At 38.4% G+C, this 24,675-nt stretch carries 34 protein-coding genes; 16 read left to right on the top strand and 18 right to left on the bottom strand.

Annotated elements, in window-relative coordinates; genetic code table 11:
• Nucleotides 1–2: 2 nt before the first annotated feature.
• From FTT76_RS02355 to FTT76_RS02295, 13 genes are all read right to left on the bottom strand, one after another.
• Nucleotides 3–218 (bottom strand): cold-shock protein, encoded by a 216-nt coding sequence (locus FTT76_RS02355; protein ID WP_180063596.1) that lies wholly within the window; start codon nt 216–218, stop codon nt 3–5.
• A 125-nt stretch (nt 219–343) separates the two neighbouring features.
• Complete coding sequence (locus tag FTT76_RS02350; RefSeq protein ID WP_180063595.1) at nt 344–565, bottom strand: transposase; 222 nt, start codon at nt 563–565, stop codon at nt 344–346.
• Between the two features lie 1,055 nt (nt 566–1,620).
• Nucleotides 1,621–1,773 (bottom strand): hypothetical protein, encoded by a 153-nt coding sequence (locus FTT76_RS02345; RefSeq protein WP_180189979.1) that lies wholly within the window; start codon nt 1,771–1,773, stop codon nt 1,621–1,623.
• A gap of 422 nt (nt 1,774–2,195) precedes the next feature.
• Complete coding sequence (locus FTT76_RS02340) at nt 2,196–2,636, bottom strand: hypothetical protein (RefSeq protein ID WP_180189978.1); 441 nt, start codon at nt 2,634–2,636, stop codon at nt 2,196–2,198.
• Complete coding sequence (locus FTT76_RS02335) at nt 2,633–3,043, bottom strand: hypothetical protein (RefSeq protein WP_180189977.1); 411 nt, start codon at nt 3,041–3,043, stop codon at nt 2,633–2,635. The genes FTT76_RS02340 and FTT76_RS02335 overlap by 4 nt, the downstream gene beginning before the upstream one ends.
• Complete coding sequence (locus FTT76_RS02330) at nt 3,043–3,285, bottom strand: hypothetical protein (protein ID WP_180189976.1); 243 nt, start codon at nt 3,283–3,285, stop codon at nt 3,043–3,045. Before FTT76_RS02330 ends, FTT76_RS02335 begins: the two co-directional genes overlap by 1 nt.
• The gene (locus tag FTT76_RS02325; RefSeq protein ID WP_180189975.1) at nt 3,282–4,025 is read right to left on the bottom strand and encodes an ATP-binding protein; all 744 of its coding nucleotides are present in this window, start codon (nt 4,023–4,025) and stop codon (nt 3,282–3,284) included. Before FTT76_RS02325 ends, FTT76_RS02330 begins: the two co-directional genes overlap by 4 nt.
• The gene (locus FTT76_RS02320; protein ID WP_180189974.1) at nt 4,022–4,900 is read right to left on the bottom strand and encodes a hypothetical protein; all 879 of its coding nucleotides are present in this window, start codon (nt 4,898–4,900) and stop codon (nt 4,022–4,024) included. Before FTT76_RS02320 ends, FTT76_RS02325 begins: the two co-directional genes overlap by 4 nt.
• Entirely contained in the window at nt 4,897–5,253 is a 357-nt protein-coding gene (locus FTT76_RS02315) for a hypothetical protein (protein WP_180189973.1), read from the bottom strand. Before FTT76_RS02315 ends, FTT76_RS02320 begins: the two co-directional genes overlap by 4 nt.
• Nucleotides 5,250–5,555, bottom strand: a complete 306-nt coding sequence (locus FTT76_RS02310; RefSeq protein ID WP_180189972.1) for a hypothetical protein — start codon at nt 5,553–5,555, stop codon at nt 5,250–5,252. Before FTT76_RS02310 ends, FTT76_RS02315 begins: the two co-directional genes overlap by 4 nt.
• Entirely contained in the window at nt 5,552–5,809 is a 258-nt protein-coding gene (locus tag FTT76_RS02305) for a hypothetical protein (RefSeq protein WP_257235008.1), read from the bottom strand. The genes FTT76_RS02310 and FTT76_RS02305 overlap by 4 nt, the downstream gene beginning before the upstream one ends.
• A 55-nt stretch (nt 5,810–5,864) precedes the next feature.
• Nucleotides 5,865–6,311: a phage regulatory CII family protein gene (locus FTT76_RS02300; RefSeq protein WP_180189971.1), complete on the bottom strand. Its 447-nt coding sequence runs from the start codon at nt 6,309–6,311 to the stop codon at nt 5,865–5,867.
• A gap of 21 nt (nt 6,312–6,332) precedes the next feature.
• Entirely contained in the window at nt 6,333–6,536 is a 204-nt protein-coding gene (locus FTT76_RS02295; protein ID WP_180189970.1) for a Cro/CI family transcriptional regulator, read from the bottom strand.
• A 100-nt stretch (nt 6,537–6,636) separates the two neighbouring features.
• Here FTT76_RS02295 and FTT76_RS02290 point away from each other — a divergent pair, with 100 nt between their 5' ends.
• From FTT76_RS02290 to FTT76_RS02275, 4 genes are all read left to right on the top strand, one after another.
• The gene (locus tag FTT76_RS02290; RefSeq protein WP_180189969.1) at nt 6,637–7,284 is read left to right on the top strand and encodes a LexA family transcriptional regulator; all 648 of its coding nucleotides are present in this window, start codon (nt 6,637–6,639) and stop codon (nt 7,282–7,284) included.
• A gap of 65 nt (nt 7,285–7,349) precedes the next feature.
• Nucleotides 7,350–8,384, top strand: a complete 1,035-nt coding sequence (locus FTT76_RS02285) for a hypothetical protein (RefSeq protein WP_180189968.1) — start codon at nt 7,350–7,352, stop codon at nt 8,382–8,384.
• Nucleotides 8,385–8,719: 335 nt separating this feature from the next.
• Nucleotides 8,720–9,790, top strand: a complete 1,071-nt coding sequence (locus tag FTT76_RS02280) for a tetratricopeptide repeat protein (protein WP_180189967.1) — start codon at nt 8,720–8,722, stop codon at nt 9,788–9,790.
• A gap of 123 nt (nt 9,791–9,913) precedes the next feature.
• Entirely contained in the window at nt 9,914–10,243 is a 330-nt protein-coding gene (locus FTT76_RS02275; RefSeq protein ID WP_180073662.1) for a hypothetical protein, read from the top strand.
• Here FTT76_RS02275 and FTT76_RS02270 read toward each other — a convergent pair.
• Nucleotides 10,240–10,587 (bottom strand): hypothetical protein, encoded by a 348-nt coding sequence (locus tag FTT76_RS02270; RefSeq protein ID WP_180073661.1) that lies wholly within the window; start codon nt 10,585–10,587, stop codon nt 10,240–10,242. The two genes, FTT76_RS02275 and FTT76_RS02270, sit on opposite strands and share 4 nt — an antisense overlap.
• Nucleotides 10,588–10,817: 230 nt before the next feature.
• On the opposite strand from FTT76_RS02270, the gene FTT76_RS02265 reads away from it, so the two are divergent.
• The 12 genes from FTT76_RS02265 (at nt 10,818) to FTT76_RS02210 (ending at nt 19,680) form a co-directional block, all read left to right on the top strand.
• Nucleotides 10,818–11,243: a hypothetical protein gene (locus tag FTT76_RS02265; RefSeq protein WP_257235007.1), complete on the top strand. Its 426-nt coding sequence runs from the start codon at nt 10,818–10,820 to the stop codon at nt 11,241–11,243.
• Complete coding sequence (locus FTT76_RS02260) at nt 11,243–12,364, top strand: ATP-binding protein (RefSeq protein WP_180189965.1); 1,122 nt, start codon at nt 11,243–11,245, stop codon at nt 12,362–12,364. Before FTT76_RS02265 ends, FTT76_RS02260 begins: the two co-directional genes overlap by 1 nt.
• Entirely contained in the window at nt 12,361–13,530 is a 1,170-nt protein-coding gene (locus tag FTT76_RS02255; protein WP_180189964.1) for a hypothetical protein, read from the top strand. Before FTT76_RS02260 ends, FTT76_RS02255 begins: the two co-directional genes overlap by 4 nt.
• Before the next feature lie 32 nt (nt 13,531–13,562).
• Entirely contained in the window at nt 13,563–13,784 is a 222-nt protein-coding gene (locus FTT76_RS02250) for a hypothetical protein (protein WP_180175847.1), read from the top strand.
• Between the two features lie 94 nt (nt 13,785–13,878).
• Nucleotides 13,879–14,082 carry an AlpA family transcriptional regulator gene (locus tag FTT76_RS02245; protein WP_111884584.1) on the top strand — a complete coding sequence of 68 codons (204 nt, stop codon included), beginning with the start codon at nt 13,879–13,881 and terminating at the stop codon, nt 14,080–14,082.
• 116 nt (nt 14,083–14,198) lie between these two features.
• Nucleotides 14,199–14,783, top strand: coding sequence for an aminodeoxychorismate/anthranilate synthase component II (locus tag FTT76_RS02240; protein ID WP_218945341.1), 585 nt, complete (start codon nt 14,199–14,201; stop codon nt 14,781–14,783).
• An 18-nt stretch (nt 14,784–14,801) separates the two neighbouring features.
• The gene (gene trpD, locus FTT76_RS02235; RefSeq protein ID WP_180007664.1) at nt 14,802–15,848 is read left to right on the top strand and encodes an anthranilate phosphoribosyltransferase; all 1,047 of its coding nucleotides are present in this window, start codon (nt 14,802–14,804) and stop codon (nt 15,846–15,848) included.
• Nucleotides 15,849–15,864: 16 nt separating this feature from the next.
• Nucleotides 15,865–16,671 carry an indole-3-glycerol phosphate synthase TrpC gene (trpC, locus tag FTT76_RS02230; protein ID WP_180007663.1) on the top strand — a complete coding sequence of 269 codons (807 nt, stop codon included), beginning with the start codon at nt 15,865–15,867 and terminating at the stop codon, nt 16,669–16,671.
• Between the two features lie 105 nt (nt 16,672–16,776).
• Nucleotides 16,777–17,760 (top strand): hypothetical protein, encoded by a 984-nt coding sequence (locus FTT76_RS02225; protein WP_180007662.1) that lies wholly within the window; start codon nt 16,777–16,779, stop codon nt 17,758–17,760.
• 111 nt (nt 17,761–17,871) lie between these two features.
• A complete protein-coding gene (locus FTT76_RS02220) occupies nt 17,872–18,561 on the top strand; it encodes a Smr/MutS family protein (RefSeq protein WP_180007661.1) in 690 nt (229 codons plus the stop codon).
• Between the two features lie 95 nt (nt 18,562–18,656).
• Nucleotides 18,657–19,205 carry a GTP cyclohydrolase I FolE gene (gene folE, locus FTT76_RS02215; RefSeq protein WP_171262632.1) on the top strand — a complete coding sequence of 183 codons (549 nt, stop codon included), beginning with the start codon at nt 18,657–18,659 and terminating at the stop codon, nt 19,203–19,205.
• A 118-nt stretch (nt 19,206–19,323) separates the two neighbouring features.
• Nucleotides 19,324–19,680 carry a cupin domain-containing protein gene (locus FTT76_RS02210; protein WP_180007660.1) on the top strand — a complete coding sequence of 119 codons (357 nt, stop codon included), beginning with the start codon at nt 19,324–19,326 and terminating at the stop codon, nt 19,678–19,680.
• Nucleotides 19,681–19,760: 80 nt separating this feature from the next.
• Here FTT76_RS02210 and FTT76_RS02205 read toward each other — a convergent pair whose 3' ends face one another.
• The 4 genes from FTT76_RS02205 to FTT76_RS02190 all read right to left on the bottom strand — a co-directional run bounded on the left by FTT76_RS02205 (nt 19,761) and on the right by FTT76_RS02190 (nt 24,640).
• Nucleotides 19,761–21,137, bottom strand: coding sequence for a diguanylate cyclase (locus tag FTT76_RS02205; protein WP_180007659.1), 1,377 nt, complete (start codon nt 21,135–21,137; stop codon nt 19,761–19,763).
• A gap of 106 nt (nt 21,138–21,243) precedes the next feature.
• Nucleotides 21,244–23,118, bottom strand: a complete 1,875-nt coding sequence (locus FTT76_RS02200) for a DUF4105 domain-containing protein (RefSeq protein ID WP_373685449.1) — start codon at nt 23,116–23,118, stop codon at nt 21,244–21,246.
• 109 nt (nt 23,119–23,227) lie between these two features.
• Nucleotides 23,228–23,698, bottom strand: a complete 471-nt coding sequence (locus FTT76_RS02195; protein ID WP_078190276.1) for a DUF3015 family protein — start codon at nt 23,696–23,698, stop codon at nt 23,228–23,230.
• Between the two features lie 150 nt (nt 23,699–23,848).
• Nucleotides 23,849–24,640, bottom strand: coding sequence for a DUF817 family protein (locus FTT76_RS02190; RefSeq protein ID WP_180007699.1), 792 nt, complete (start codon nt 24,638–24,640; stop codon nt 23,849–23,851).
• Nucleotides 24,641–24,675 lie beyond the last annotated feature (35 nt).

The following is a 24,675-nucleotide window of genomic DNA, read 5'->3' as shown; positions in this document are numbered from 1 at the left end:
AATTAATTATCAATCGCTACAATTTCACTTGCCTGAAATCCGCGTTGTCCTTTAGATTGTGAAAACTGAACCCGTTGCCCTTCAGCTAAGCTTTTAAAACCATTTGACATAATTTGAGAAAAATGTGCAAAAACTTCATTACCATTATCTGCGGCAATAAAACCAAAACCTTTTGCATCATTGAACCACTTCACAGTGCCAGTAGTTAAATTAGACATATATTTTTCCTTATAGATTTTTTGTGATAGAGAAAAATTCGAAATACCCTTAGTTTAAAAATATAAAAAACAAAAAATAAATTAAAAATCTTACTCTATGTGACGTATTGAATAATGTTGACGAATTAAGAGTACAGTTTATAAAGCTTATTCAATTCAGTATAAAAAGACTTACCATCTAAATTCAGTTCAATTTTTTTGCCTGACTCAAGTTCAACTTGCTTTGCAACTTCAACCCAAGTATGGCCATTCATTGTGCTTTGAATTTTGTTTAATGGAATAATGTTTACACGTATAACATCGCCATTGATTGCTGCGGCGGTTGTCCACCCATTTGAAATGTTCATTTAATCACTCATGTGATGAGCTTTTGCAAACAAGAAAGTATTTAAAGGTAAAACCAATTGTAAGGTTGGAGATAATTCACTTAAGAAGATATTTAAACTTATGATATTTACAGTAGCTGTGAAATTTAAAAAAGATATAAAAATTAAATTAGTATCTTAAAAATAAAATTTAAGGAAAACCCACGGATAGCTGCAGGCTTCCCTTGATCGGCATGATGCGAATTCATGCTATGCGTTAACTGTTTGAATTTGATGCTTGAACATCAGAATGGAGGGAATACGCAATTCCGTTAACAACTCAAACACTACCGTTCAGCTTACGGATTCGATCAAACAAACTATATCAGATATATTAATATTTACCTAACTTTATTCCAATTTTATTTATATTTGTAATTTATATATTCTCCTTCTGCTAGCTATCCAATATCTAGGTGATAAACATTGCACCACTTCATGCAAAATTCTAAGTCTTGTTTTGCTTGTACTTTGTCTGTCATGGCTAGTCATCCTTAAATGTAAACGCCATATAAATCGCAAATGAAAAAATATCTGCAATGCAAAACCCGATCAAAAAAACCTTTGCTGAGTTCATACTTTCATTAGAGACAGCAGTAGCAATACAGAATGTCTGAAAAACTATAACCGCAAAAACCACTACAGCCTGTTGCATAAATCCCAGCCTTCCGGTATTTCCGAATACCTCAAATAAGAAAAGAAAAACCCCACTCAAATCTCCAGAATTGAGCAGGGCCTTATGTGCCGTAATACGTTCGGCAAATTATCTAACTTCCTTCAAACAACTTCGACAAACTTTTATCTCATCACCATCAATGGTGTGGTCAATCTCCGTCACGCCATGCAATCCAAATAAACACATTAGAACTTGGAACATTGTTTTCCCCTATTCAAAAAAAAGCCTACTTTCAGGGAAGTAGGCTCGAAGGATTACCCGTTAGGGTGACAGAAACAACAGCGGTTTCTATTGGTTATTTTCCAAACTATTACATAACTTTACACTGGCGAAAAATGACAATATTTATAACCATATAAATTTAATTAATTGATTTTACAACCCAATTTACAAACTTTTCTTTATCAAAAAATTCCGGTGCAGCGTCAGCATATATCTTTTTTTTCAACCCCATTGAATACACCAAAATAAGTAAAGGGTTTATTGGCAATGAATCTGTCTTTTGTCGATTCATGAAGTTCTTCAAAGAAGATATACATCTGCATGTATTTACTCTTAGATTTAATGCTGGGCTTCATGCATACGAAATTATAGATTTGCTCAATCATTAAATACGAATTCTTATCTGGCATCTTAAACTAAAACTATAGTAAAACAGTCAACTATATATCACACAAGTATTAAAAATAAATATTTATTTTATATCAACTTTTTCAATATATTTAAAATATATATTTAAACATCATTAAGCGTAACTTTAAATTTTTGACAAAAAAATACCCGCCTAGGAAGGTCGGGTATATCAACTGTTAAATTTCATTAAAAAGCCTAATCATCAGACTAGGCTGTTAGCTTGCATATTTAACTAAATAGGTTCAGTGAATTACTATAACTTCGTCCACTATAGCAGAAATATGCCATATGCTGTCCGGACAGTCAATTGATTCTTAATCTTTTGTCATGGCCATTCAAGAAATACTTTCCTGCAAAAATCATATTATCGATTGAGGTCTTCCCGAGCTTGAACTCATTTTCCATTTGTCGAAGTGACATCCCGCGAATATTCTTCTCAATAAAAAGATTGACCGCCACTTTGGCTGAATCACATATGCGTTTTGAAAACTTTAGATCAATAATCAGCTTGTGCACTTCATCCGCTTCATAGTCGGTTATTTGACAAGTTAATTGATTTTTACGTGGTGCCACGCCTTTATTATTTTCACAAATGAGCCAATAGATTTGGTTTACTCCTAACGTATCTGGCGCATTCCCTGATTTCATGCGACAGGTTTGAATGTATGCCCCGTACTGCTTAAACCATTCCTCAGCTGTGAATTTAGACCAATCCATTACTTCTAGCTTTGCCGCTGCATTCATCCTAAATCCCCTACCATCTTCTCAATCTGCTGAATTGCTAAACCTGACTTCACTTGCTCTGTACTAAACCGTATGACTTGATAACCCAGCATTGTTGCTGCGTTATATTTCTCCATATCACCCAGATACCCTTTGCCTCTTGTATGCCTCCCGCTGCTCCAAATACCACCTTCAACCTCAATCAAAATCATTCTTTCCTTTAGATGGAAATCAGCTCTCCATTTACGGCTCGGGTGAAACTTAAACTCTTGCTCGAAATCTATCTTTAATGCCTTGAGTTCCAGTGCCAGTTTCAATTCAAACTCATTCGGTACCTTTTGACTTTTAACCTTAGGTCTTTTGCTACCTCGTTTAGGTTTGGCACCACCGATCATTTGTTTATATTCAGCAATTGAGTAGCTGGTCACTACTTCACTCCAAATAACTGCTTTGTTTTTTCAGTAGCGGTATAAGCACGTTCTACTTGCTTGCCATTACTCTGCAGATACCCTGCTTCTACAAGTTTCTTAAGATGTAAATTTAATTGGCAACGGCCCCAATCAGTCACGTTTTCCTCAAGCTCTAAAGCAGTCACCTCACCAGTAGAAAATGCGATGTATACAAGTACGTTTTTAATCTCTTCAAATTTTTTAACGTATGACGTATTCATGCTGCACCGCCTGTTCGCTGATCTTCCCAATTGCATTCCACTGTGACCAGGCCATCATGTTGAAAACGAGACCAAAGACGATCACCTAGATCTTTTTGCAAATCCTCAATTGTCATATTTGAAATCAGCATGGTTGGTTTGGCCTGGTCATAACGTTCGTATAAAACTTTGTGCACCAACTGAAGTCTATTTTCATGACGGTCGTGCAAACCGTATTCATCTACAATCAGCAAGTCATAGTCAGCGAAGCGCTGTACTGCATTATCCTCACTGTCATCGGCTTTTTTCCAAGCATTCGCAATTTCGTTGGCGATATCTTCAGATGTGATGTAACGAGCGTACTTACGATTCTCCAAGACATTTCTAGCAACGGCACACGCTAGATGTGTTTTACCTGTGCCAGTACGGCCAACCATGATTAAATTGCGTTTGATGTCATTCTTGAAATCACTAGTGAACGACATACATTGCTGCTTTGCATTCATCTGTCCGTTATTGCTAATCACATAGTCTCTAAAGCCATTGTTTGCATGACGAGCCGGTAACTTAGCTCCTTCAAAATGCTTTTCACGAACCATGCGATTTACCTCAATCTCGTGGTCCTTATGAGCTTTGTTCAAAATCTCTGTAGCGCATTGCTTACATACTGCGGTACGACCAATTTGTATTTTTTGAGTTCGGTGTGTTTCACAGTATTCAGAACTCAACTGGATCTGCGCATTTAAAATTGAGGCGTTCATAGCAGTCCTCCACAGTCGATATCACTTGCAGGTGCATACTGCTGTACTTCACCCCAAGCATCATTTACGTTTCGAGAATTTTGTTTTTCAGTGGTATGGTTTTTCGTTTTTGTTGCTTCACGCTCTGCTTTGGCCAATTGTTTTTCAAATTCCTGAAAAATCCATTGTGCAAACTTGCGAAGTTTTTGGTTGTTCGTGATCTGGTGATTATTTTCGTGGTGAGCGTTGAAGTTCCCAAGATGGAATTGAAAATCTGCCATGCCAAGAATTTCAGAAACTCGTTGAGAGTATTTTGTGGTTTTCAAAGCGAATGCCAGCTGCTCAAGATCTGGTGTCCACGAATCCACATTTTGATTTTCAACGTGCGCGTTACTGTGTGTGTTTATATCTGTAGTATTCTTTGTTGTATTCTCTGTAGTAACGAATTGCGCATCCGTATCTCCGCGGATTGCGCTTTCGTATTCCCCCGAATTGCGGATTCGTCGTTCGGGAAATGCATCATCCGCAGTTCGGGAATTACTCACTTTTTCCATGTCAATTTGATCGGAATTTATGCAGTTCTCAAACCATGAATCGAACGCTTGAATGTTTAATTTGAAGTATAATTTATGCTCTAAACGCTTCTCTGTTTCACTCAAAATACCTAAATTTTTAAGCAGTGTGCGAGCGGTTGCTTGCTGTCTATAAGTTAGGCCAGTCTCCATCAACCACTCTTCAGATGTCTTGTATACACCTAATTCATTGTCTGTTTTATCGTGCCAGTAAATAAGCTGACTTAGAAAAATACCAGCCAAAGGGTTACCAAGGTGAATACCAAGCTTTGGGAAGTACGCAATCGCTCTACCAAGCCCTTTTAATGTTGAATAATGGCTCACTTAGCACACTCCAATTTGACCAGGCCACGTTTCTCCAATTGGCGAATAATTCGAGGCTCTACAAATTCGTTGTTTATCTTGTATCGTACACGTGACTTTTCTTTGACCTGAACAAGCTTCTCGCCATTTTGCATTTGTCGACGAATAGAAATAGCTCGCCCCCCCATTTGTGTGGTGTGCTCCAAGATGTAATATGATTCTTGAGCTTCAATAGCAGCGTTCATTTGGGACAATGGCATCGCCGCCAACTCTTTTGCTGAATATATTTTTACTGGATCAAGCAAAGGAATAATCGATTCAATCGGTGCTGGAGCCTGAGCGTTTTTCGCTTCTCTTTTTGCTGAATATCTCATTTCCCCTCACCCTCATTAATCCATATAAAACGTCCAAACATCAAAATCATTTCTGAACGCAGTAAGCTTGAGATAATTTCACCGGCATACCAGGCCGAGATCCGATGTTCATTGGTTAGCATTTCGATAAACTCATCACGTGTGACTGCAGCATTGGCTTCATCACGATTGATCTTGCGTAAGTTGGCCTTACGGATATCCAATAAACCATTGAGCGTGCGTAGCGCTGGGTCATACCAACTTTGAACGCCTTGCAGGTGTTTATGCTCAGGCTGCTTTTTGATTGCCTTGTTGGTGATCATGGAACCTCCGCAAGCGCTTGTTCAGCTGCAGTCAATCGACGTTTAGCCAAGACCTCTGCAACTGTTGCCGGACGCACTAAATGGCTCAGTGCAAAGTTGTGATTTCCATTCAGTAGCACGCCATCACCTTGGACTTTATGTACGGTCATTAGATGGCCTGGTTTGATTGGGTCTGTGAAGACCACGACGTCGCCATTGAGGAATCCATCGTTTGCCATGTCATTGTTTTGTGGTATATTTGGTTTCATATTCATTTGTGATTTCCCTCATAAATTGAATTGAAAGCCTGATGTTCGAGATCAGGCTTTTTTATTGCTCGACGCATTTGTTTATTTGAGCTTCTAGCTCGGCCAATATTTCGTGCAGAAAATGGATGACCTTCGACATATCAATCGCTTCACCACGAGTGATCCGACCGTCTGCCATCATTTCTTTGAATAGCGTGTAGATATCCCCGCCGCCCATTCCAAAACTCAGAACTAAATCCGTCAGCGCTGTATCTCGACATTCGGGAATATTCGGCAAGTTAATGGCCACTTTTCCGTGATGAGCATTCAGTCTTTGCAGAATTCGGTAATCCCCTGTTAGCTCCATAAGTTTTGAAGCCTCAAGCAAGGTGATGTGGTGTGTTTCCGTATTGGGGTTCACTTTGCTGTTCAGTACCGCTGGGCTTTTAATGCCCATTCGTGGCGCCAATGCATTCGCTCCACCTTGGTAGTCGTGAACAGTGTTGTAAGCAGCATCCAATATGTTCATATCGGTTTCCTTTGAACGTGGTTATTGGATGGCTGGGTTATTACTATTTTTAGTAGAACGCTTTATAGGAATTTGCCCTTTTGCTAAATCACGAATTTGATATTCACGCATTAAAGGAATCTTTGTTTCAGGCCATTGGCTAATAGCCTGAGAACTTATTTCTAACTTCAAAGCCAAATCCGCGACATTACAATTCAAAAGCTTTAGAGCTTCTTGTTTTGTCATTAATTTTACTCACAAAGGTAACTTTTCTTACCTTATTAAACAGCATAAAACTTACCTAGTCAAATGGTAAGATTCCTTACATTGAATATGGGCTTAAATTATGGAAACTCTGGGTACACGCCTAAAAGCATTAAGAAAAACAAAAAAGATAACTCAGCAACAACTTGCTGACGCAATCGGCGTATCTAAAACTTCTGTAATTTATTGGGAGAAAGATGACAACCTCCCTAAACATGAAAGCTTGATGGCTTTATCTAAAGCACTAGTGGTATCGCCTGATTTTTTGCTTAGCGGTAAGACACTTGGTGGTTTGGAGTCAAACACTTCTGTGCCATTCCCACTTGCAGGTCGATTAGTACCAGTAATTTCATGGGTACAAGCCGGTGCATGGACAACTGTAGATTCTGTTCCCGCAGGTACACAGTTTGAAGAATGGTTACCGCCAAATCCTAAATGCGGAAAGAATGGCTATGGTTTGGAAGTGGTTGGTGAGTCAATGCTCCCCGACTTTAGGCCTGGCGATAAGATTTATGTAAATCCTGACTTTCAAATAACGGATTTAAAAACAGGTGATTTAGTTATTGTTTCTTGCCAAGGCGATAGTGAAGCGACGTTTAAGAAGCTGATTGTTGAAAGTGGAAATATGTATTTGCAGCCTTTAAACCCTGACTGGCCAGAGAAAACTATTGCTTTAGAGGATGGTTGTAAGTTGGTTGGTAAAGTTGTTGGGCTGTATCGGGATGTTTAAAAACAAATTGGGCAATCCTAATTTTTTAATTAAATAATTTTATTACCAATAAGTGAAATTTAAAAATGATTGAAGAAGTAGAAGTTGTACATGAACCTCATATTATAAATAGCTTAGATGATGCTGTGAAGTTATTACAACTCGCATTAAATGATGAATTAGACCATTATAATCTTCGTGTTGCAGATTTAGAAAAATTTTCGATGCACTTGGTTGGTAATAAGTTCCATCAAACAATTACTCCTTCTGTTATGAAAGGTTTTATAGATTTGCAAAATGCAATCTATCGATCATACGCTCAAATCAAGTATAATGAATCTTCAATTCTGCGTCTTTCGAAACAAGAAAAAGATGAATTAGAATTAGAAATTAAAGTGATAGACGGATCATCGGGTTTTGGCTTTGATCCTCAAGATCTTTTTGAAAAACTAATTACTTTGTTGGCGGATAAATTGACTAGTAAACATGTTTTTATACTCGTTTTATCCACTATTCTACTTTATGGTGGATATAAATCTTATAATGATTATTTGACTACTCAAAAAGATATTCGGTTGGCTGAAATTTCCCTTGAAAAAGACGTGAGCTCCAAACAAGAAAGACTTGCGACTGTAGCCCTGCTTTCTGATAAATCCGCTGATGAAACTAAAGAAGTTCTAGCAAGAGCTGCTGCAGTCGCTCCACAAGTTAACACCATTAAAGAGGAAGCAAAAAACGCAAGCCACTCGTTAATTAAGAGTGCTCAAGCTGCTGATACTATTGATTTTAATAATGGTGAGATTCAACTCACTGGCGATGCCGCTAAAGAATTAACTAAATCATCACCTAGTAAATGGGTGGATGTTCGTATTGATGGAACATATTTTGTCGTAAATGTAGATTCTTCTCACTCTGCTAAAAGAAAAATAAGAATTCGAAATACTGAAACCCAACAAGAGGTTTTGGCAATCTTGCAAAATGATACTTTAGATCAAAGAAATCTTGATATTATTCAGAATGCTGAATGGGGCTATACACATGTTTTCTTGAAAGTCAGAGCTAAAGAGTTGAATGGAATATATAAAGAAGCTGAAATTTTAGAAGCTCGTCAAATAAATTGAATTACTCATAAAAAAAGTTTACCTGATCATTTTCCTTAAGTGATCGGGTGGAGATTTATATGAAATAAAAGATAAAAGAATCGCTTATTTTAGAACTCACTAAAGCCAAGGTTGGCAAACAGTATATAGATCACCCAGCTAACTCAACCTGACGAATTCTGAATTTTAGGTTGAGAGTTACTTAGCTGCTAAAAAGGAAATTGAAGCGGCAGTTAATCGACTGCAGTCAGGGAATTAATTGAAACTGCTAGAAATAAAGCTTAATAACTAGCCTGAAGAGGAAGTCCCAAACCTAAGCCAGATTTAGCAAAACTTATCAACTTATAGGAATTCCAATGAATAACATTAAATTAGCCATAATTTTCGCAGGAAGTTTTATAGTAACTGGATGCATGACCGCCAATTCAATTACTCCCTCAAGTGTAAAGCAATTTCACAGTCCTGATGAATTAATTAAAGGCAAGGAGCTTAATGGAAAAGATGGTAAAGGAAAAGAATATTCAAATATGCAAACCCTTAATAATGCTTTGATTCCTTATTCTTTTTTTAATAATTTGTGTAAAAATAAAGGAGCTGAATTAGATAGGCTTTTACCAACATATTTTAATAATTTCAGAGGTGATAAAAACAATCCCGCATTGATTAGAAATAATATTGATCAAGGCATGGGAATCTTTAAATGCCCAATAGCGCAACCATGGTATGTATCCATCCAACCAATTACTACAGCTACGAAAAAAGCAATAGGATCATTACCTGATGTAGATTATGTAACATTAAAAAGCAATGTAATCAGCAAAGCTGAAGCAGAAAATACCGTAAAAAATAAAGTAAATGAAATTAAAACTAATATCGAACAAGCAAAGCAAAATTTTGAAAATTATCAAAAACAACAATACATCCAATCCCCTCAATATATTATTGATCTTGCAGAAAAAGGAAATCTTGATGCCCAAATGAAATTGGGGGCAATGTATTTTGATGGAAATGGCGTCCGTAAAAATTATTACGATGCATTAAGATGGTATAAGGAAGCGGCTAAAAGTGGAAATATTAAAGCTATTAAAGAAGTAGGTTATATTTATGCCAGTTATATTAAAGATGGTAATTCAGCTCTATATTGGTATAGCAAAGCGGCAAACCAAGGTGATTCAGAGGCCATGAACGCAATAGGTGTTATACATCATATTGGTAGAAATGGTGTAAAAATGAATACTACAGAAGCAATGCGATGGTATCAAAAAGCTTTCAAAAATGGAGACAGTTTTGCACCTAAAAATATTGGCGATATGTACTTCAATGGTGATGGTGTCCCTCGCGATTACACCAAAGCTAAGCATTGGTACATAGAAGCTGCTAAAAAAGGGAATCGAGCGGCAGAATTCAAATTGAAGCAAGATTTTTAATTGATATGAATTAACAAAACATCCTAAAAGCCCATCTAATCGAAGATCCAACCCACCCTACGGTGGGTTTTCTTTTATCACGTGCCCTACTAGACTAGCCACAACTTAGAAGAATTTGAACCTATGGAAACCATCTCATTTTTATGTTTAATCACTTTTGGAATTTTTGGCTGCTATGAGCCTGAGCATCCAGATCCTGAGCGTGAACAATTACTACTGGAGTATAAAGAACTTGATTCAAAGTTTATGTGGTATCAAGCTCAATTGGTGGGTCCCGCAACAGAAAATGAGCTTCGTAAGCAAATTATTTGTAGTGACTTCCCTACTGCATATGAACAAGAATACAAACCTTTAATGATCAAGCTTGAGGGTACTCATGAAACAGACCATTCTAAAGATCTAATGAATGCTTTCAACTCATACAAATCGAAATATAACATTCAATGTAACTAAGGTTTAGAAGTTAACGTCTGTTGGGCATTTCCGGCATCAGTTTTTTCTATCTTAGGATAAAGATCGCGTTCTGCAGCGTCTAGTCTTGCTTTGGCATCAGCGATAACTTTTGCATAATACGCATCAGATGATCTTGCTTTAACTGCATCACAATTTATTTTTTTCTGGCAATTGTCGTATTCTTGTTTGGCTATGCTTGCTCTTTTCATAACATCATCATAATGCTTAACAGCCTCATACCATCTAACTTGCACATTTTCATCAAAAGTTGATTGGTCAGCATTCGCATGACACGTCATCACTGTTGCACAGCCAATCATGATTAAAGAGTAGAATTTGAACATTTAAATACTCATATTTTTATTAGAAGTAGTGAGAGCTTAGCATAACTCCATCCACCCCACCTCGTGTGGGTTTTCTTTTGCTTAATATAAAGCAAAAAAATAAAAAGTAACTTTTATTACCAAATTAACTTGACTATAAATGTAAGTTAACTTACCTTTGTCTCACAGACAACAAAAAAGCACACCAGACCTCTTAACTCCTGATGTGCTTTGCAAACTGCGAGATAAGTATGAACAAAACCTTAACCCCTTTCAATAGCCTCAAGGTAACACTTGTCGCTGCAACAGTAACAATCGGTGCATTGGCATTCGCTTATAAGCCTCATGCTGCCAATACTCAAGTGCTTCATAAAAGCATTCCTGAAGTTACTACCGTCGCAGCAATGCAACTCACTTCTAAAACTTCAGGTAGCGCAGTTATTCGTTTAGACAACTTTACCCTAGACGTAAGCTTTGACTTTGAACCATTTGAAGACAGCTACGGCGTACCCGGTAGTGAATTTGATACGGCTGAAATTACCCAGCTCTCTGTAGATCAGATCTCCGATGAATACGGTAACCCTTTCCCAGACTTCACGGACTACAACGACCACCGCAACATCAATGAAATGTTGGTGCAGCACATGATTAAAAACCGTTTGTTGGGAGAAGTGTAATGACTATTAATATTATTCCGGCAGACCAAGCACTAAATGTCAGTGCCATCATCACTTACATCTATGCAGATCCAGGCCTCGGTAAATCCTCTTTAGGCTTTACTGCTGATAAAGCTGTTTCCTTTGACTTCGACCGTGGTGCTCATCGTACCGGTGAACTTCGTCGTGGTGCAGTAATTCCAGTTCAACAATGGGCTGACGTTGCAGGTCTTACAACTCAAGACTTAGCACCTTACAACACTGTCGTTATTGATACAGTAGGCGCGATGCTTGAATGCATTAAAACCCACCTACTACTTCATCCTAACAACCGGCAGAAAGATGGCGCTTTAAAACTTAAAGCCCAAGGTTTGGCCAATCAAACATTCAAGCAATATGTGAATACCCTAATCAGCATGGGTAAGGATGTTGTTTTTATTGCTCACGCCTCTGAGGACCAAAATAATGATCAGATCATCTACCGTCCTGACTTAGGCGGTAAGAATAGAAATGAGCTGTACCGTATTGCAGATATGATGGGCTACATGACTACTGTCACTACTGGCGAAGGTAAGAATGCTCGTGTCATCAACTTCAAACCATCTCCAACTCATCATGCAAAAAACTCAGGTGCTCTTGGTGGAGAAACTGGTGAAGTTTGGGTACCTGACTTAAAAACAGAACCGATGTTTTTAGCACAATTAATTTCAGCAGCTAAGGCACACATCAATACATTAACCCCTGCGCAATTGGCTTCAGCAAAAGCACTTGAAGACTTGGAAAACTGGAAACAAAGCTGTGATGAAGCGCTATATGCCAGTGACCTAAACCAGTTAACTGAGTCCCTTGATAAGAGCCATATGTATTACCAAAACATGCGCCAAGCCATGCTACTTAAGGCCAAAGAACTGAATTGTAACTTTGATAAGCATAAAGAAACGTGGATCAGTCCACCTGAATTTAATGGCATATCAGATGCGCAACGTGATGATCTATTGGCCTTCATCGATGAGCGTGGATTAGATACAAAAACTGTATGTGAACATCTAGGTATAGATTCGCTGATGCAGATCGATGTATCGAAAATTCAAGAAGTAAAACAGGAAATAGATCAAATTGCTAAAGCGGGAGTAAATTCATGATTATCTTAAACGGACAAGAAGCATTTGCTGCCATGGCTTCAGGTCAAAACATTGAATGTCGTCATACTGGATCTGATTTAGATTTTGATAACATTCGCAACTTCCCTGCGACTGTTTTCTTTGACCCTGATCATGAATTCCGCATTGCTGTCGTATATATGGCCATTGGTACCATGCAAGTTCCAGAAGCAATATCCGAAGCACCGGCAAAAGGCACTCCATGTTTTGCCCCTTCACTTTTAACAGCTGAATTGAGTAAATCATTCAAATGGAAAAACTCTGAATCGGACTTGGAATTACTCACTCGTGGCTTAGTTCATCTATATGAAGATAATGCGGTAGTTCATGCTCAGGCATTGATTTCAGTAAGTGGCGGGTCTTTAAATAAAGAGAAACCTGCCTCTGATACATCATTGCCTTGGGAGGATGAATCGGCTACAGAAGCTGAAAATAGCCAAATTCAAACATCAAATGATGTGGAAGAAAAGACATCTGAGCAATCTACAGTTGAAGAAATTGAAACAGATCCAGTGAAACTGGTTGAAAAGTTCACTATGCAAATTAATGCATGCACCACCAACGAAGCAGTCTTGGCATTACGTCCGGTGTTTATGGCAAATGGTCATTTAGAACGTGAACACACTCAGCACCTATGTAAGTTAACTGAGGGCAAGCTGCTTGAACTAGATCCTGAGCAATACACACCTAAGCCAGAACATACGACTGACAACTTAAGTGTAGAAGAACTCAAACGTTTGCAGGTTGAGGCTGAAAAGTTAGTAGCAGATAAAAAGTTAGCTAGTGAATCAACAGATGATGAATATCAAAATCTTTTGAAAGATTTAATAACCAGTGCAACAAATGCGAAAACACCAAGGGAAGCCACCGCCCTTACCGGTTATACACGCAACTGGACAGAAGCACAGCGTAAACCATTATTGGATGCTATTCATAAGCGCCTACGTGAGCTTGCACCTGCAGAAGCTGAAATTAAGACTCCACCTTCACTGATGGTTCAGATTCAGAATGCACCAGACTTAACTGCATTGGATGCTTTGGAAATTGATGTCTCTGCTCGTAGTCCTGAAATACAACCCAAGTTAATGGACTACGTTAAAAAGCGTCGCTTCGAGCTTGAGAATCAAGCAAGTGAGGTGAGCTCATGATTTGTCCTAAATAATTAGTCCCGGCCTTCACAATGTTTTTAGCAAGTGATGGATATCAATGCGTAATTAATAAAATTGTTGGTGAAGCTGTTTTCACTAAAGCAAATAAACCTGGTTTGAAGATTGATAATGCGGGAAACATGAATGGTGCTGCTCAAAAGCGTTATGAGCTTTTTCTTAAATTATGGCTAAAGAATGGCAAAGAATTTATTCTTCGCCTTCAAGCCCAGGCCCTTATTTTAAAGGTGGCGTGATGGATCCCAACGGCGAAGATACAGATATAGGACATGAAAGTATTTCTGAGGATTTTCTTGAATCAGTGAAACAAATTTTAAAGGAGGTGTCTTGATGGAAATTGATCGTCGAGTTCGTGCTAATGATTTTATGAAACTTCTCTCAGTTGGTAAAACGAAGTTCTATAGAATGCTAAAGCAAGGAGAGCTCCCCGAGCCTATCCGTTTAAGCGAAAAAGATGTTTTTTGGCACGAATCTCAAGTGAAGAAAGAAGTCGAAAAATACAAACAAGAATCTGATAATATAGCCTGCACTTAGCAGGCTTTATATTTTGTGCCTAATTTAAGTTGAAGTTCTTAAAACGGGTAACGTTACGGGTAACAAAAAAACGTTAAACAAAATATTAGTATAAATTTCTTAGGGATACGCTTGATATGCTTCTCATGATCGACAATTATGACTCTTTTACCTACAACATCGTCCAATATTTTGGCGAGTTAAATCAGGAAGTAAAAGTTGTACGTAACGATGCCGTGACTTTAGAAGATATCGAGCGATGGCAACCGAAGTATTTAGTCATTGGTCCTGGCCCTTGTTCGCCAAGTGAAGCAGGCATTTCAATTCCTGCGATTCAACACTTTGCGGGAAAAATTCCTTTACTGGGTGTGTGTTTAGGCCACCAAGCCATAGGACAAGCTTTTGGCGGCGATATTATTCGCGCTAAAAAAGTGATGCACGGTCGTTTATCTGACATGTATCACAGCGATCAAGGCATTTTCAGCAACCTCCCTTCTCCATTTGCCGCTACTCGCTATCACTCTTTGGTGATTGATCAAGCGACTTTGCCAGAATGTTTAGAAGTGACCTGCTGGACCAATGAGGAAGATGGCACGATGGAAGAAATCATGGGTGTTAAACATAAGACATTGCCTGTCGAAGGCGTGCAGTTTCACCCTGAGTCAATCCTCAGTGAACATGGCCATCAAATCTTTAAAAACTTCTTAGAAATTTACGCTTAATCGAGTGCAAAAAATATTATGAATATTCAACAAGCTTTAAATAACATCACGAAAAATATTGAACTCACTCAACCTCAAATGGAAGAAGTGATGCGTACCATCATGCAAGGTGAAGCAACCGATGCTCAAATTGGCGCACTCATGATGGGCTTACGCCAAAAAGGTGAAAGTATTGATGAAATCACTGCCGCAGCACGTGTAATGCGTGAATTTGCGATCAAAATCGATGTCAGTGATCTGCCACATTTGGTGGATATCGTTGGTACAGGTGGTGATGGTCAAAACTTATTTAACGTTTCTACTGCGTCTAGTTTTGTCATTGCAGCAGCAGGTGCAACCATTGCTAAACATGGCGGTCGTGGTGTTTCATCAAAATCAGGCTCTTCTGATCTTTTAGAACAAGCTGGAATTAACCTTGACCTTAACATGCAGCAAACTGAACGTTGTATTCGTGAAATGGGCGTTGGTTTCCTCTTTGCACCTAATCATCATAAAGCCATGAAATATGCTGCTGGTCCACGTAAAGAATTGGGCTTCCGTAGTATTTTCAACCTACTTGGCCCGCTTACGAATCCGGCCGGCGTAAAACGTTTTGTGATTGGTGTTTTCTCTACAGAATTATGTCGTCCTATGGCTGAAGTTTTAAAACAACTCGGTGCAGAACATGTCTTGGTGGTGCATTCAAAAGACGGTTTAGATGAAATTAGCCTTGCATCAAGTACTTATGTTGCTGAACTCAAAGATGGCGAAGTCACTGAATGGGAAATTCAGCCGGAAACCGTAGATATCGTGTCGCAAACCTTAACGGGTCTATCTGTAGATAGTGCTGCTGAAAGTCTAAAATTGATCAAAGATGCTTTAGGTAAAAACAAATCTGCACTCGGTGATAAAGCCGCGAATATGATTGCCCTAAATGCAGGCGCAGGCATTTATGTTTCAGGCTTAACCAAAAGCTATAAACAAGGTGTTGCATTAGCACATGACATTATTTATGGCGGTCAAGCTCTAGAGAAAATGGGCATTTTGTCTGAATTTACTAAAACTTTAAAAGAATACGAAGCTTAAGATTAGGACACAGATCATGGTAGATATCGCCAATACAATTTTGGGTAAAATTGTTGAATGTAAAAAAGAAGAATTTGCAGCCCGTCTTAAACAACGTAGCTATAAAGATGTCGAAGAGCTAGCTCAAGCAGCTACACCTGTTCGAGGTTTTGCACAAAACCTCGGCTCTAAACGTCCGGGGGTGATTGCTGAAATTAAAAAGGCATCACCATCGAAAGGCATCATTCGTGAAAACTTTAACCCTGCTGAAATTGCGCAGCAGTATCAAGATGCTGGTGCGGCATGTTTGTCTGTTCTCACCGATGTGGATTTTTTCCAAGGTGCCGATGAAAACATTCAGATTGCACGTAAGAACTGTGACTTACCTGCGCTGCGTAAAGATTTTTTAATTGATCCTTATGGCGTAATTGAAGCACGCGCTTTACATGCGGACTGTATTTTATTAATCGTGGCTTGTTTGTCTGATCAACAACTCGAAGAAATGTCGAAAACTGCTTTTGAGCACAATCTCGACGTGTTGGTTGAAGTACATGACGAAGAAGAACTTGAGCGTGCAATGCGTCTTTCTGACAACTGTCTACTTGGCGTCAATAACCGTAATCTAAAAACTTTTGATGTTGACCTCAATACATCATTACGTTTGAAGAAGTTACTTGAGCCTTCTCGCCTACTTGTAACAGAAAGCGGTATTGCAACACCTACTGATGTAGCCATGATGCAAGAACATGACATTCATGCCTTCTTGGTCGGTGAAAGTTTTATGAAGCAACCACGCCCTGATCAGGCTTTTAAAGAGCTGTTTGGTGTGCCTGATAAAATATAAATGAAATATGTAGGGTGAGTTCGCTCACCCTTTTTCTCTTTTGCATCCATATTAAAAAAATTACACATCCTTTTTATAATTTTATTCAATTGAGAATTAAAAATAATGAAGTCGATTATTTCTTCTACTCTTCTATTCATTTCATTAATCTTGGTTTCACTACACCAGTTAAGTTGGGCAAAAAATATAAATCTGAATACTGGCTCACCGTATCATATTGACCAAAATCATATCCTCTACTTTAATATTTCCACTATGCCCGAAGGCATCATTGCTGCTCAGATTGACCTAAATCAAATTTTTCCAAATATAAATACTAACGTGCTAAAGGGCAAAAATTATGATTTCAATAAGAATCAAATTGAAATCATTAGTTATCAAGGCTTACCAATAGTCATTAATTTCTCAGTCAATACTAAAAACAAGAATATTGAAAATTCAACCTATTTTTCTATTTCTAAAGAACATAAAAATTCTTTATCAAAACCAATCAATATTAAATCTCACCCTATTTCCATGGAAAAATTAAATCATTTTGAACAGATTTTTTATAAAGATAACCCACATTTATTGAAAAAGAATTTAGCTGATGAGCCATATTTAATAAATCTATTCATGTTCCATGCAGCAATAAATGATTTTGATGATATGAATGATTTTTTCCAAAATGCGATAAAGAACCTGGCACAGAAAAATGATATTGATAATTATGAAAAAGCCAAAAACTTGTATCTTGAATATTTAAATTTAGGTGAAAACAATGAATTTTATGATACCACCTTAATTATGGCGGCAATCGAGCATGCAGATATTTCTTTCATTAAAAAAATGAAGCTGAGAAAAATAAATGAACTTGTAGTAGATGAAGTTGAACCACAGACATATTATTTCACTAGATACTCCCCATTAGGTAAAGCTATTCGCCTAAATCAATATCAGATAATTTCTTATTTACTTGAAAAAGGCGCTTCAACCGAAATCGTGTGTATTTCTAAATTTAATGAAGAACAATCAGCATTAGCTCTTGCAGAACAATATAAAAATAAAAAAGTTATTAAATTAATTAATTCAACTTTGAAGCCCAAATAGGATTTGTAATGAATTAAGAGATCTTCTTTATATAAAGTCTTTCCAGTTCAAATCAGTGCCATTTAAGGCTATAATTGCTCTAAATTTTTGTATATTTCCCGTTTTTTCATTATGAGCAAACACGATTCTTCGCTTTCAAAAGATCAGTACAACCTACTGAAATCTTTTAAAAAGCAAATTACGAATCCACATTCCTCTACGATTGCTAAACAGCCTGAGCCAACGCCAAAGACTGTTGAACAAGAGCAGGAAGAAGACTTAGCGCTTTTCCAAAAGCAAATGCAAGGTGTTCAAAAAATGAATGCAGGAAATACTGCAAAAATGGAAAAAGTGGGTCGTAAAAAACCTGATGCGCAAACCTTGGCTAAACGTGCTGCTGCAATTGGTCCTATGGAAACAGATGATGCATTGCTTTCTGATACTCAAGCGATGCTCAACCCTGTTGCCAGTCAAGCGGCCTTAAGCTATCGCATTGCAACCTTACAACATAAAGTTTTTGAAGATTTAAAAGCCGGTAATCTACGTTGGTTCGAAGCAGTCGACTTACACGGTTGCACTGTAGAAGAAGCTCGTTCGGCTGTGCTGCAAATCATTCAAATGGCGAAAGATGACAATCAAAACGTCATTAAAATTGTGCATGGCAAAGGACCAGAAGCAATTTTAAAAACTTATGTAAATAGTTGGTTACGTCAACATCGTGATGTATTGGCATTTGTGAGCGCCCCAGAAAAACAAGGCGGTACAGGTGCTGTACTGGTTCTGCTTAAACGTGCAGAAAAGAACCCACAGTTTAAACAATAATCGGATTTAACTCCAAAAGAAGGCATTGTAATAGTTTTCTGCTACAATGCCGTCCTTGTTCAATCTCTCAGTGTAAGTGAACACGTCTTATGTCTATGCAGCAATCCTACGCAAATATCCTAACTGCCGTTGGTGAAGATCTGAATCGCCCAGGTCTTAAAGATACGCCTATGCGTGCTGCTAAAGCTTTTTCATATCTTACTTCTGGTTATAGCCAGACACTTGAAGAAGTGACCAACAATGCGGTTTTCCCATCCGATAACCGTGAAATGGTCTTAGTTAAGAATATTGAATTCTATTCTTTGTGTGAGCACCATTTATTGCCTTTTTATGGCCGTGTACATATTGCTTATCTCCCAGAAGGCAATGTTTTAGGTTTATCAAAATTCGCACGTATTACAGAAATGTTTGCCCGTCGCTTACAAATTCAGGAAAACCTTACTCAGCAGATTGCTGAAGCTGTGGCTGAAGTGACCGGCGCGCGTGGTGTTGCTGTGGTGATTGATTCAGCTCACATGTGTATGATGATGCGTGGTGTGGGTAAACAAGAGTCTACAACCCGTACCGTTTCTTTTGTCGGTGACTTTAAAACCAATAAAGAAGAACGCCGTGAATTCCTAAGTGCTGTACCTGAAAGCTATTAACAGAACATTCAGCGTTAGCACTCATAAAAAAGCTTCAAACTCTTGAGGCTTTTTTATTTGTGTTTTAATGTCCCAAATCATTTGCTTTGATAGCAAAGCACTATTTTCAGGATGAATCATGTCAGATGTATATATTGCTGGTCAGGGTTTAGCGCAAGCCGATCACAGCATAGATTACCCTCGCCCAGACCGTTTGGTTCAGGGCAATCCCAAACGTGAAACTGCAAGCATGTATGCACACCCCAATATGGACTGCGGGATTTGGCAATGTGAAGTTGGCGCATGGAATATTGTCTTTGCACCCAATAAACAAGAGTTTTTTACAATCCTTGAAGGATTAGTACGTATTCATGATCAACAAGGCGGGTATATTGAAGTTTCCGCTGGCCAAGCGGGCATTATTCCCCCATCGTTTCAGGGCAAGTTTGAAGTTGTCGAAGCCGTCAAAAAATACTATGTGGTTGTTGAAGTTTAAATTACGGCACATCTCGCCATAAAACGCATTTACCCATAAAAAACTCCCACATAAGGGAGTTTTTTTATACTCTGAACGAATTAGATATACGACAAATGCTTAGTGACTTGGATACAGTTTCGACCATTATTTTTTGCCGCATACAGCGCATGATCTGCTGCATCTAAGAAACGCTGATAATCAGGATGTCCATCATACTGTACACAACCAATGCTTACGGTAAAACTAAATTGCTGACCTTGTGCCGTTCGGATCAAACCCTTTTCAATATATTGGCGAATATTTTCTGCAATTTTCATCGCACGGTTTACACCAGTATCCACCAAGAGTAATAAGAACTCTTCCCCACCAATACGGAATGCATAATCGCTACCTTGACTATAACGCTGTAAGGCTTCGGCAATAAATTTGAGCGCAAGATCACCTGCCGCATGACCAAACTTATCATTGATCATTTTAAAATAATCCGCGTCAAAGGCGAGCAAAGACAACGGCGTTTCATTTTGCCGCGCAAAGGTAATTTCACGTGAAATAATCGTACTGAGATAACGACGGTTTAGGAGTTGAGTCAAAGAATCATTGCCAGACTCAATATATTCAGCCACTTGAAATAGTTGATCAACTAGATGCTGAATTTCACGGTTCAATTCACGAATCTGTTGAATCAACTGTTGCAGCTGATCTTTTTCCGTCATCTGCATCGTTTGCTGGGTTAATTGATCCACTTCATAAATTCTGTCAATAATCAGTTGAACCTGATCTGAACCTGAAAAAGCATATGCCGCTTTATGAATGAACCATAGCCCAAACTCTGATTTTGAAAATAAGGGATGATAAAAACCAACATTGCCCGAAAAGATTTTAAACATCAGTTCATTTTCCCAGTCGAGCAATGAACCCCGTTGTTTATCTTTATGCACGGCCACATCTTGCATCGCTGAAAATAAGCGATAATTGTGTTTTGTTTCTTGGTTTTTTTCCGTATTGATCTCATAAGATCGGCACATAATTTCTGTGCTGAACCCCATAATTTGCACAATATAACTGCACATATGGAGAATACTTTGCGTTTGGTTTAGCTCTAAAATTTCAAATATTTTACGTTCTATTTCACGCACACCACGTATGATGAACCATGACGGAATACCAACACGCGCGTGTACCATTCCAACTTTCTGCTGTCTTTTGACTGAGCTTTCAAATTCACCATTCAGTGCGACATTAAACGTTTCTAACAACCATTTTCTTAAAGTGTCGATGAGCCTTTTTTGAATGATATCGTCTTTAAAAAATTCAGCTGACTCTGGCTCACGTGACATTTGTTCATAAAAAACAGTTACTAAATGTTCAACATGTCTTTGGATAAATTGCAATGCTGCAAGATGTTCATTTTCAGTATATTGATCACAAATATTTTTCCAAGTCTGACTTAGACCTGTAATACATTCTTGATTCATTCGGTGACACAAACCACAGCTATTACAAAGCTAGCAATCATACCTTGCTTTACTTACATAAAAAAACAAATTTATTTGATATTTCACATTTTATCTATCTTAAAAATTAATAGAAAAATACATAACTCAATTTCAATTTATTCCAAGCTTGATCATCTTGCTGCTGGTATTCATAACCTAGTCTTAAGGCATTTTGTTGGTTGACGATATATTGTAATTCAGCATCGAGTTTCAGATTCCACTGATGTACATCTTCCCAATACGGAAGCTCTGCCTGCACTAGACTGTTGAATCGTTCAGACCAAATATTTTGACAACCCAGTGTCGGCCCAAGTCCAACTCGCCATCCCTGATCGAGTGACTTGCCGCCCTGCACCTGCATTTGAGACTGCACATAACACAAATGTGTGCGTTCCTGATTGGCCCAGCTATATCCAGATTGAGCTTTTAATTCAGCTACACCATGTTGTTTCGTTTCACTAAATTGACCTGCATCTACAGACACTTGCTGCCAGCCAAAATTAAAACCCCAAGTTAGTGGTGTTTTAAATGGCGTGATTGGGTTGTAAGAATTGACCGATAAAAAATCAAAATGATTGATCTTGAATTGTTCGTCACGATATTGGATCGAGCCATCCCAAAACATCAACTGCGTACCAATCCGAAAGCCACCTTGCGGATCGATCAAATCATGATAAGCCTGACGATGACCGAGTTCGATATATTTTTCACCTTGAACTTCACCCACGGTAGCTGAAAAATTTCGCGCATGATGTCCATTGACAGGGTCTAGACTTGGCTGCTTAGGTTCAGTCCGTTGTTTCGGTTGTGAAGATTGGCTACGTAAGGCCAAGATTTGACGCAATTTAGGCTGCGTTTCTTCCGCACTCACCTTTCGACCAATCAGCAATAAATACAGATGGTCATACGCCATTTCTAATATTTTCGCTTGCTCTGCTTCATTAAACTGAGCGAGTGCTGTCGACATCATCGCAGGTTCAATTTCAGCGAGCTTATGCGCTTCACGTGCTAAACGATATCCATGTTGCTGCGCTTGTGATAAAAGCTGCGTTTCTAATGCAGGACGATACACCGCTGCTTGAATCAGTTGTTCATCATTGATCGCTTTAATCGTTTCAACAGGAATGGAAGCGACTTTAAATTTTTCGGTTAAATTCAGTGTCGGGCGAACCAAATCCATTAGGCCCAATAATCGATATGCACAGTTATCACTGGCAAAATAATAGGGAAAACTGACATTTTGCATTTCCCAAAGATGTTTAACCAAATAACTGGTTTCTTGCTCGGTCAGTGCTAGCTCATATTCCCACAAATCACGACTTTCAAAATCACCATATTCTTTCACCTTTCGGTAGTACGGCATCAAGGAATATTCACCAGGATACTGTCCTGTTAAGCCTTTCCATGCATAAGACCAGTTATCTTCACCTGCAACTGTCGCTGCATAGTTAATGGCATAGGACACCAAATTTAGCTCTTTTTGATCTTTCGGATCGAGACGCAATAAGGTATGTCCAAACATAGAACTTGGATTACCCATAAAGTCTGTGGCGTAAATTAATGTCGCTTTATACGGCTTAATTTTCCCAAACCATTCATCAAACTCAGGGCAACTCACCACTGGTAACTGCTCTGAACGGATGGATAATTCTTGCATCAGCCACTGACTACGCGCAGGGAAACGACAACGAAAGGCTTGATTAGGTTCGGCGGGTTGAAACAGTGCAGCGATATCTGCCTCTAATTCAGCTTGAGCACTTTGGCGGCCATTTTCAGCTAAAAAATAACCTGTATAGGCAACTTCACTTTGTCCTTTATGATCTGTATATAAAAGTCGTTGCCAACTGATGTGTTCAGACAGTTTTTTTGATTGTGCAAGTTCAATATATCGCTGTAGCTCTACGGTTTTAGAGAGGTTTGGATCTACAACTTGCTGAGCATATAAGATGCTCGGAATCATAAAGGTACAAAATAAAGCAATTGATTTCATTCAGTTATATTCAAATCCATTTTTATATATTTTAGATAATAAAAAACCCTGCCGAGAGACAGGGTTTTGAAAGCATCGATTAAACGTATGCTTTAAGTACTTCATCTTTCGCCATTACGCTTTGTAATGAAGCAAGTACTTGTAGAGAAGACTGGTTTTCAGCTGAATAGATTTCAGCAAAATTTGCTTTAGACACAGCAAAGAAACGTGCTTTATCTGTTGATTGGATGTTTAAAAGCTCAGCCAAAACATTCAGGCTCTCACCTTGACCAACCGCCATATCACGAGCAAGTGATTCAGCATTTTCATTGGTAAATGTTACCGCTTGAGCAGTCACTGTACCAGTACCGCTACAACCTAAAGTACCAAAAGTAATACCAAGTAACTGGTTAGTAAAAATACCGTTGGTAGTCGCAGCTAAAATTTTAGGAATTTTACCTGATTGACCAGCCCAAACTTGAGAACCAACACCACAACCTACGTCACGGTCAGCAAAAGCAGCTGTAGAACCTAGTGCAACGACTGCAACTAAAGCTAATTTTTTTAACATAGCACTTCTCCAGGGAATTTTATTCCATTGTTTTTAATTATTAAAACATGTGTAATTTTGATTACACACCTGTAGATTAACTTGATCTTTCAGATAAGGCAAAACATTTTCATCTAAAACTTTTGGCTAAAAATAATACGTTCTTTTTCACTATTTTTTGAGCAACCAAGTACCATTTTCATCCCGTTTTCCAAGGATTTTGAGTACTAAAACCAGACTGAGTAATAGCAACAAATACCAAGAACCGAGTTTCCCCCAACCGACCATATGCCATGCATCGACCTGACTTGGATATAACCAAATTTGATAGAAGGTACTGATATTTTCTGCGATCCAAATCAAGAATGCCAAAATCAACAGTACTGGTAACATAGGCAACTGAATCACATGATTTTGTAATTGAAAACTCAGCTTGGTTTTCCAAAAGATCACCACACTCCAAGCAAACAAAAACATACGAATATCTGGCACAAAAAATTTGGTCATAAAATTAAGATATGACAAAACGGCTAAGCACAGCATATTGCCAAAACGCGGTAAGTTACTGAACGACACCTGATATAGACGTAACGAACGTGCAAAGAAACTTCCTACTGCCGAATACATGAAACCTGCAAATAATGGCACGGTCAGCAGTTTGAAAACCGCAGGCTGCGGATATTGCCATGAAGCAATGTGTGGATGAGTGAGAAATATTTCCATCCCCATAGCCAGTAGATGAAACAGTGCTATGACTTTGGCTTCCGCCCAAGACTCGAGTTTTAAGTAGAGTAAACACACTTGAATGATCAGTGCATAAAACAATAAATAGTCATAACGGTAAAAGCCAAAATATTCCTGACTTCCCATTGCTGCAGTGAATGCAAAAGCGATCAGCAGTAATATCCCAAATAAGGCAGCCGAAGCTGCCTTATAAGAGAACTCAAAACATGATTTTATCATCTTGACCACGGTTGAATCCTAAACCTATTTCCCTG

Source organism: Acinetobacter sp. YH01009 (assembly GCF_013420765.1).
In the GTDB taxonomy this organism is placed as follows: Bacteria; Pseudomonadota; Gammaproteobacteria; order Pseudomonadales; family Moraxellaceae; genus Acinetobacter; species Acinetobacter amyesii.
This window is presented reverse-complemented; position numbering and strand designations above follow the sequence as displayed.

What these genes read in the sequence shown, in the direction of transcription:
- FTT76_RS02315 (WP_180189973.1), bottom strand. Translation starts at nt 5,253, where the DNA reads ATGAGATATTCAGCAAAAAGAGAAGCGAAAAACGCTCAGGCTCCAGCA.
- FTT76_RS02310 (WP_180189972.1), bottom strand. Translation starts at nt 5,555, where the DNA reads ATGATCACCAACAAGGCAATCAAAAAGCAGCCTGAGCATAAACACCTG.
- FTT76_RS02275 (WP_180073662.1), top strand. Translation starts at nt 9,914, where the DNA reads ATGGAAACCATCTCATTTTTATGTTTAATCACTTTTGGAATTTTTGGC.
- FTT76_RS02245 (WP_111884584.1), top strand. Translation starts at nt 13,879, where the DNA reads ATGGAAATTGATCGTCGAGTTCGTGCTAATGATTTTATGAAACTTCTC.
- FTT76_RS02255 (WP_180189964.1), top strand. Translation starts at nt 12,361, where the DNA reads ATGATTATCTTAAACGGACAAGAAGCATTTGCTGCCATGGCTTCAGGT.
- FTT76_RS02200 (WP_373685449.1), bottom strand. Translation starts at nt 23,118, where the DNA reads ATGATTCCGAGCATCTTATATGCTCAGCAAGTTGTAGATCCAAACCTC.
- FTT76_RS02295 (WP_180189970.1), bottom strand. Translation starts at nt 6,536, where the DNA reads ATGACAAAACAAGAAGCTCTAAAGCTTTTGAATTGTAATGTCGCGGAT.
- FTT76_RS02345 (WP_180189979.1), bottom strand. Translation starts at nt 1,773, where the DNA reads ATGAATCGACAAAAGACAGATTCATTGCCAATAAACCCTTTACTTATT.
- FTT76_RS02225 (WP_180007662.1), top strand. Translation starts at nt 16,777, where the DNA reads ATGAAGTCGATTATTTCTTCTACTCTTCTATTCATTTCATTAATCTTG.
- FTT76_RS02340 (WP_180189978.1), bottom strand. Translation starts at nt 2,636, where the DNA reads ATGAATGCAGCGGCAAAGCTAGAAGTAATGGATTGGTCTAAATTCACA.
- FTT76_RS02250 (WP_180175847.1), top strand. Translation starts at nt 13,563, where the DNA reads ATGTTTTTAGCAAGTGATGGATATCAATGCGTAATTAATAAAATTGTT.
- trpC (WP_180007663.1), top strand. Translation starts at nt 15,865, where the DNA reads ATGGTAGATATCGCCAATACAATTTTGGGTAAAATTGTTGAATGTAAA.
- FTT76_RS02270 (WP_180073661.1), bottom strand. Translation starts at nt 10,587, where the DNA reads ATGTTCAAATTCTACTCTTTAATCATGATTGGCTGTGCAACAGTGATG.
- FTT76_RS02280 (WP_180189967.1), top strand. Translation starts at nt 8,720, where the DNA reads ATGAATAACATTAAATTAGCCATAATTTTCGCAGGAAGTTTTATAGTA.
- FTT76_RS02190 (WP_180007699.1), bottom strand. Translation starts at nt 24,640, where the DNA reads ATGATAAAATCATGTTTTGAGTTCTCTTATAAGGCAGCTTCGGCTGCC.
- trpD (WP_180007664.1), top strand. Translation starts at nt 14,802, where the DNA reads ATGAATATTCAACAAGCTTTAAATAACATCACGAAAAATATTGAACTC.
- FTT76_RS02350 (WP_180063595.1), bottom strand. Translation starts at nt 565, where the DNA reads ATGAACATTTCAAATGGGTGGACAACCGCCGCAGCAATCAATGGCGAT.
- folE (WP_171262632.1), top strand. Translation starts at nt 18,657, where the DNA reads ATGCAGCAATCCTACGCAAATATCCTAACTGCCGTTGGTGAAGATCTG.
- FTT76_RS02355 (WP_180063596.1), bottom strand. Translation starts at nt 218, where the DNA reads ATGTCTAATTTAACTACTGGCACTGTGAAGTGGTTCAATGATGCAAAA.
- FTT76_RS02260 (WP_180189965.1), top strand. Translation starts at nt 11,243, where the DNA reads ATGACTATTAATATTATTCCGGCAGACCAAGCACTAAATGTCAGTGCC.
- FTT76_RS02330 (WP_180189976.1), bottom strand. Translation starts at nt 3,285, where the DNA reads ATGAATACGTCATACGTTAAAAAATTTGAAGAGATTAAAAACGTACTT.
- FTT76_RS02265 (WP_257235007.1), top strand. Translation starts at nt 10,818, where the DNA reads ATGAACAAAACCTTAACCCCTTTCAATAGCCTCAAGGTAACACTTGTC.
- FTT76_RS02290 (WP_180189969.1), top strand. Translation starts at nt 6,637, where the DNA reads ATGGAAACTCTGGGTACACGCCTAAAAGCATTAAGAAAAACAAAAAAG.
- FTT76_RS02300 (WP_180189971.1), bottom strand. Translation starts at nt 6,311, where the DNA reads ATGAACATATTGGATGCTGCTTACAACACTGTTCACGACTACCAAGGT.
- FTT76_RS02305 (WP_257235008.1), bottom strand. Translation starts at nt 5,809, where the DNA reads ATGAATATGAAACCAAATATACCACAAAACAATGACATGGCAAACGAT.
- FTT76_RS02240 (WP_218945341.1), top strand. Translation starts at nt 14,199, where the DNA reads ATGCTTCTCATGATCGACAATTATGACTCTTTTACCTACAACATCGTC.
- FTT76_RS02285 (WP_180189968.1), top strand. Translation starts at nt 7,350, where the DNA reads ATGATTGAAGAAGTAGAAGTTGTACATGAACCTCATATTATAAATAGC.
- FTT76_RS02220 (WP_180007661.1), top strand. Translation starts at nt 17,872, where the DNA reads ATGAGCAAACACGATTCTTCGCTTTCAAAAGATCAGTACAACCTACTG.
- FTT76_RS02195 (WP_078190276.1), bottom strand. Translation starts at nt 23,698, where the DNA reads ATGTTAAAAAAATTAGCTTTAGTTGCAGTCGTTGCACTAGGTTCTACA.
- FTT76_RS02210 (WP_180007660.1), top strand. Translation starts at nt 19,324, where the DNA reads ATGTCAGATGTATATATTGCTGGTCAGGGTTTAGCGCAAGCCGATCAC.
- FTT76_RS02325 (WP_180189975.1), bottom strand. Translation starts at nt 4,025, where the DNA reads ATGAACGCCTCAATTTTAAATGCGCAGATCCAGTTGAGTTCTGAATAC.
- FTT76_RS02205 (WP_180007659.1), bottom strand. Translation starts at nt 21,137, where the DNA reads ATGAATCAAGAATGTATTACAGGTCTAAGTCAGACTTGGAAAAATATT.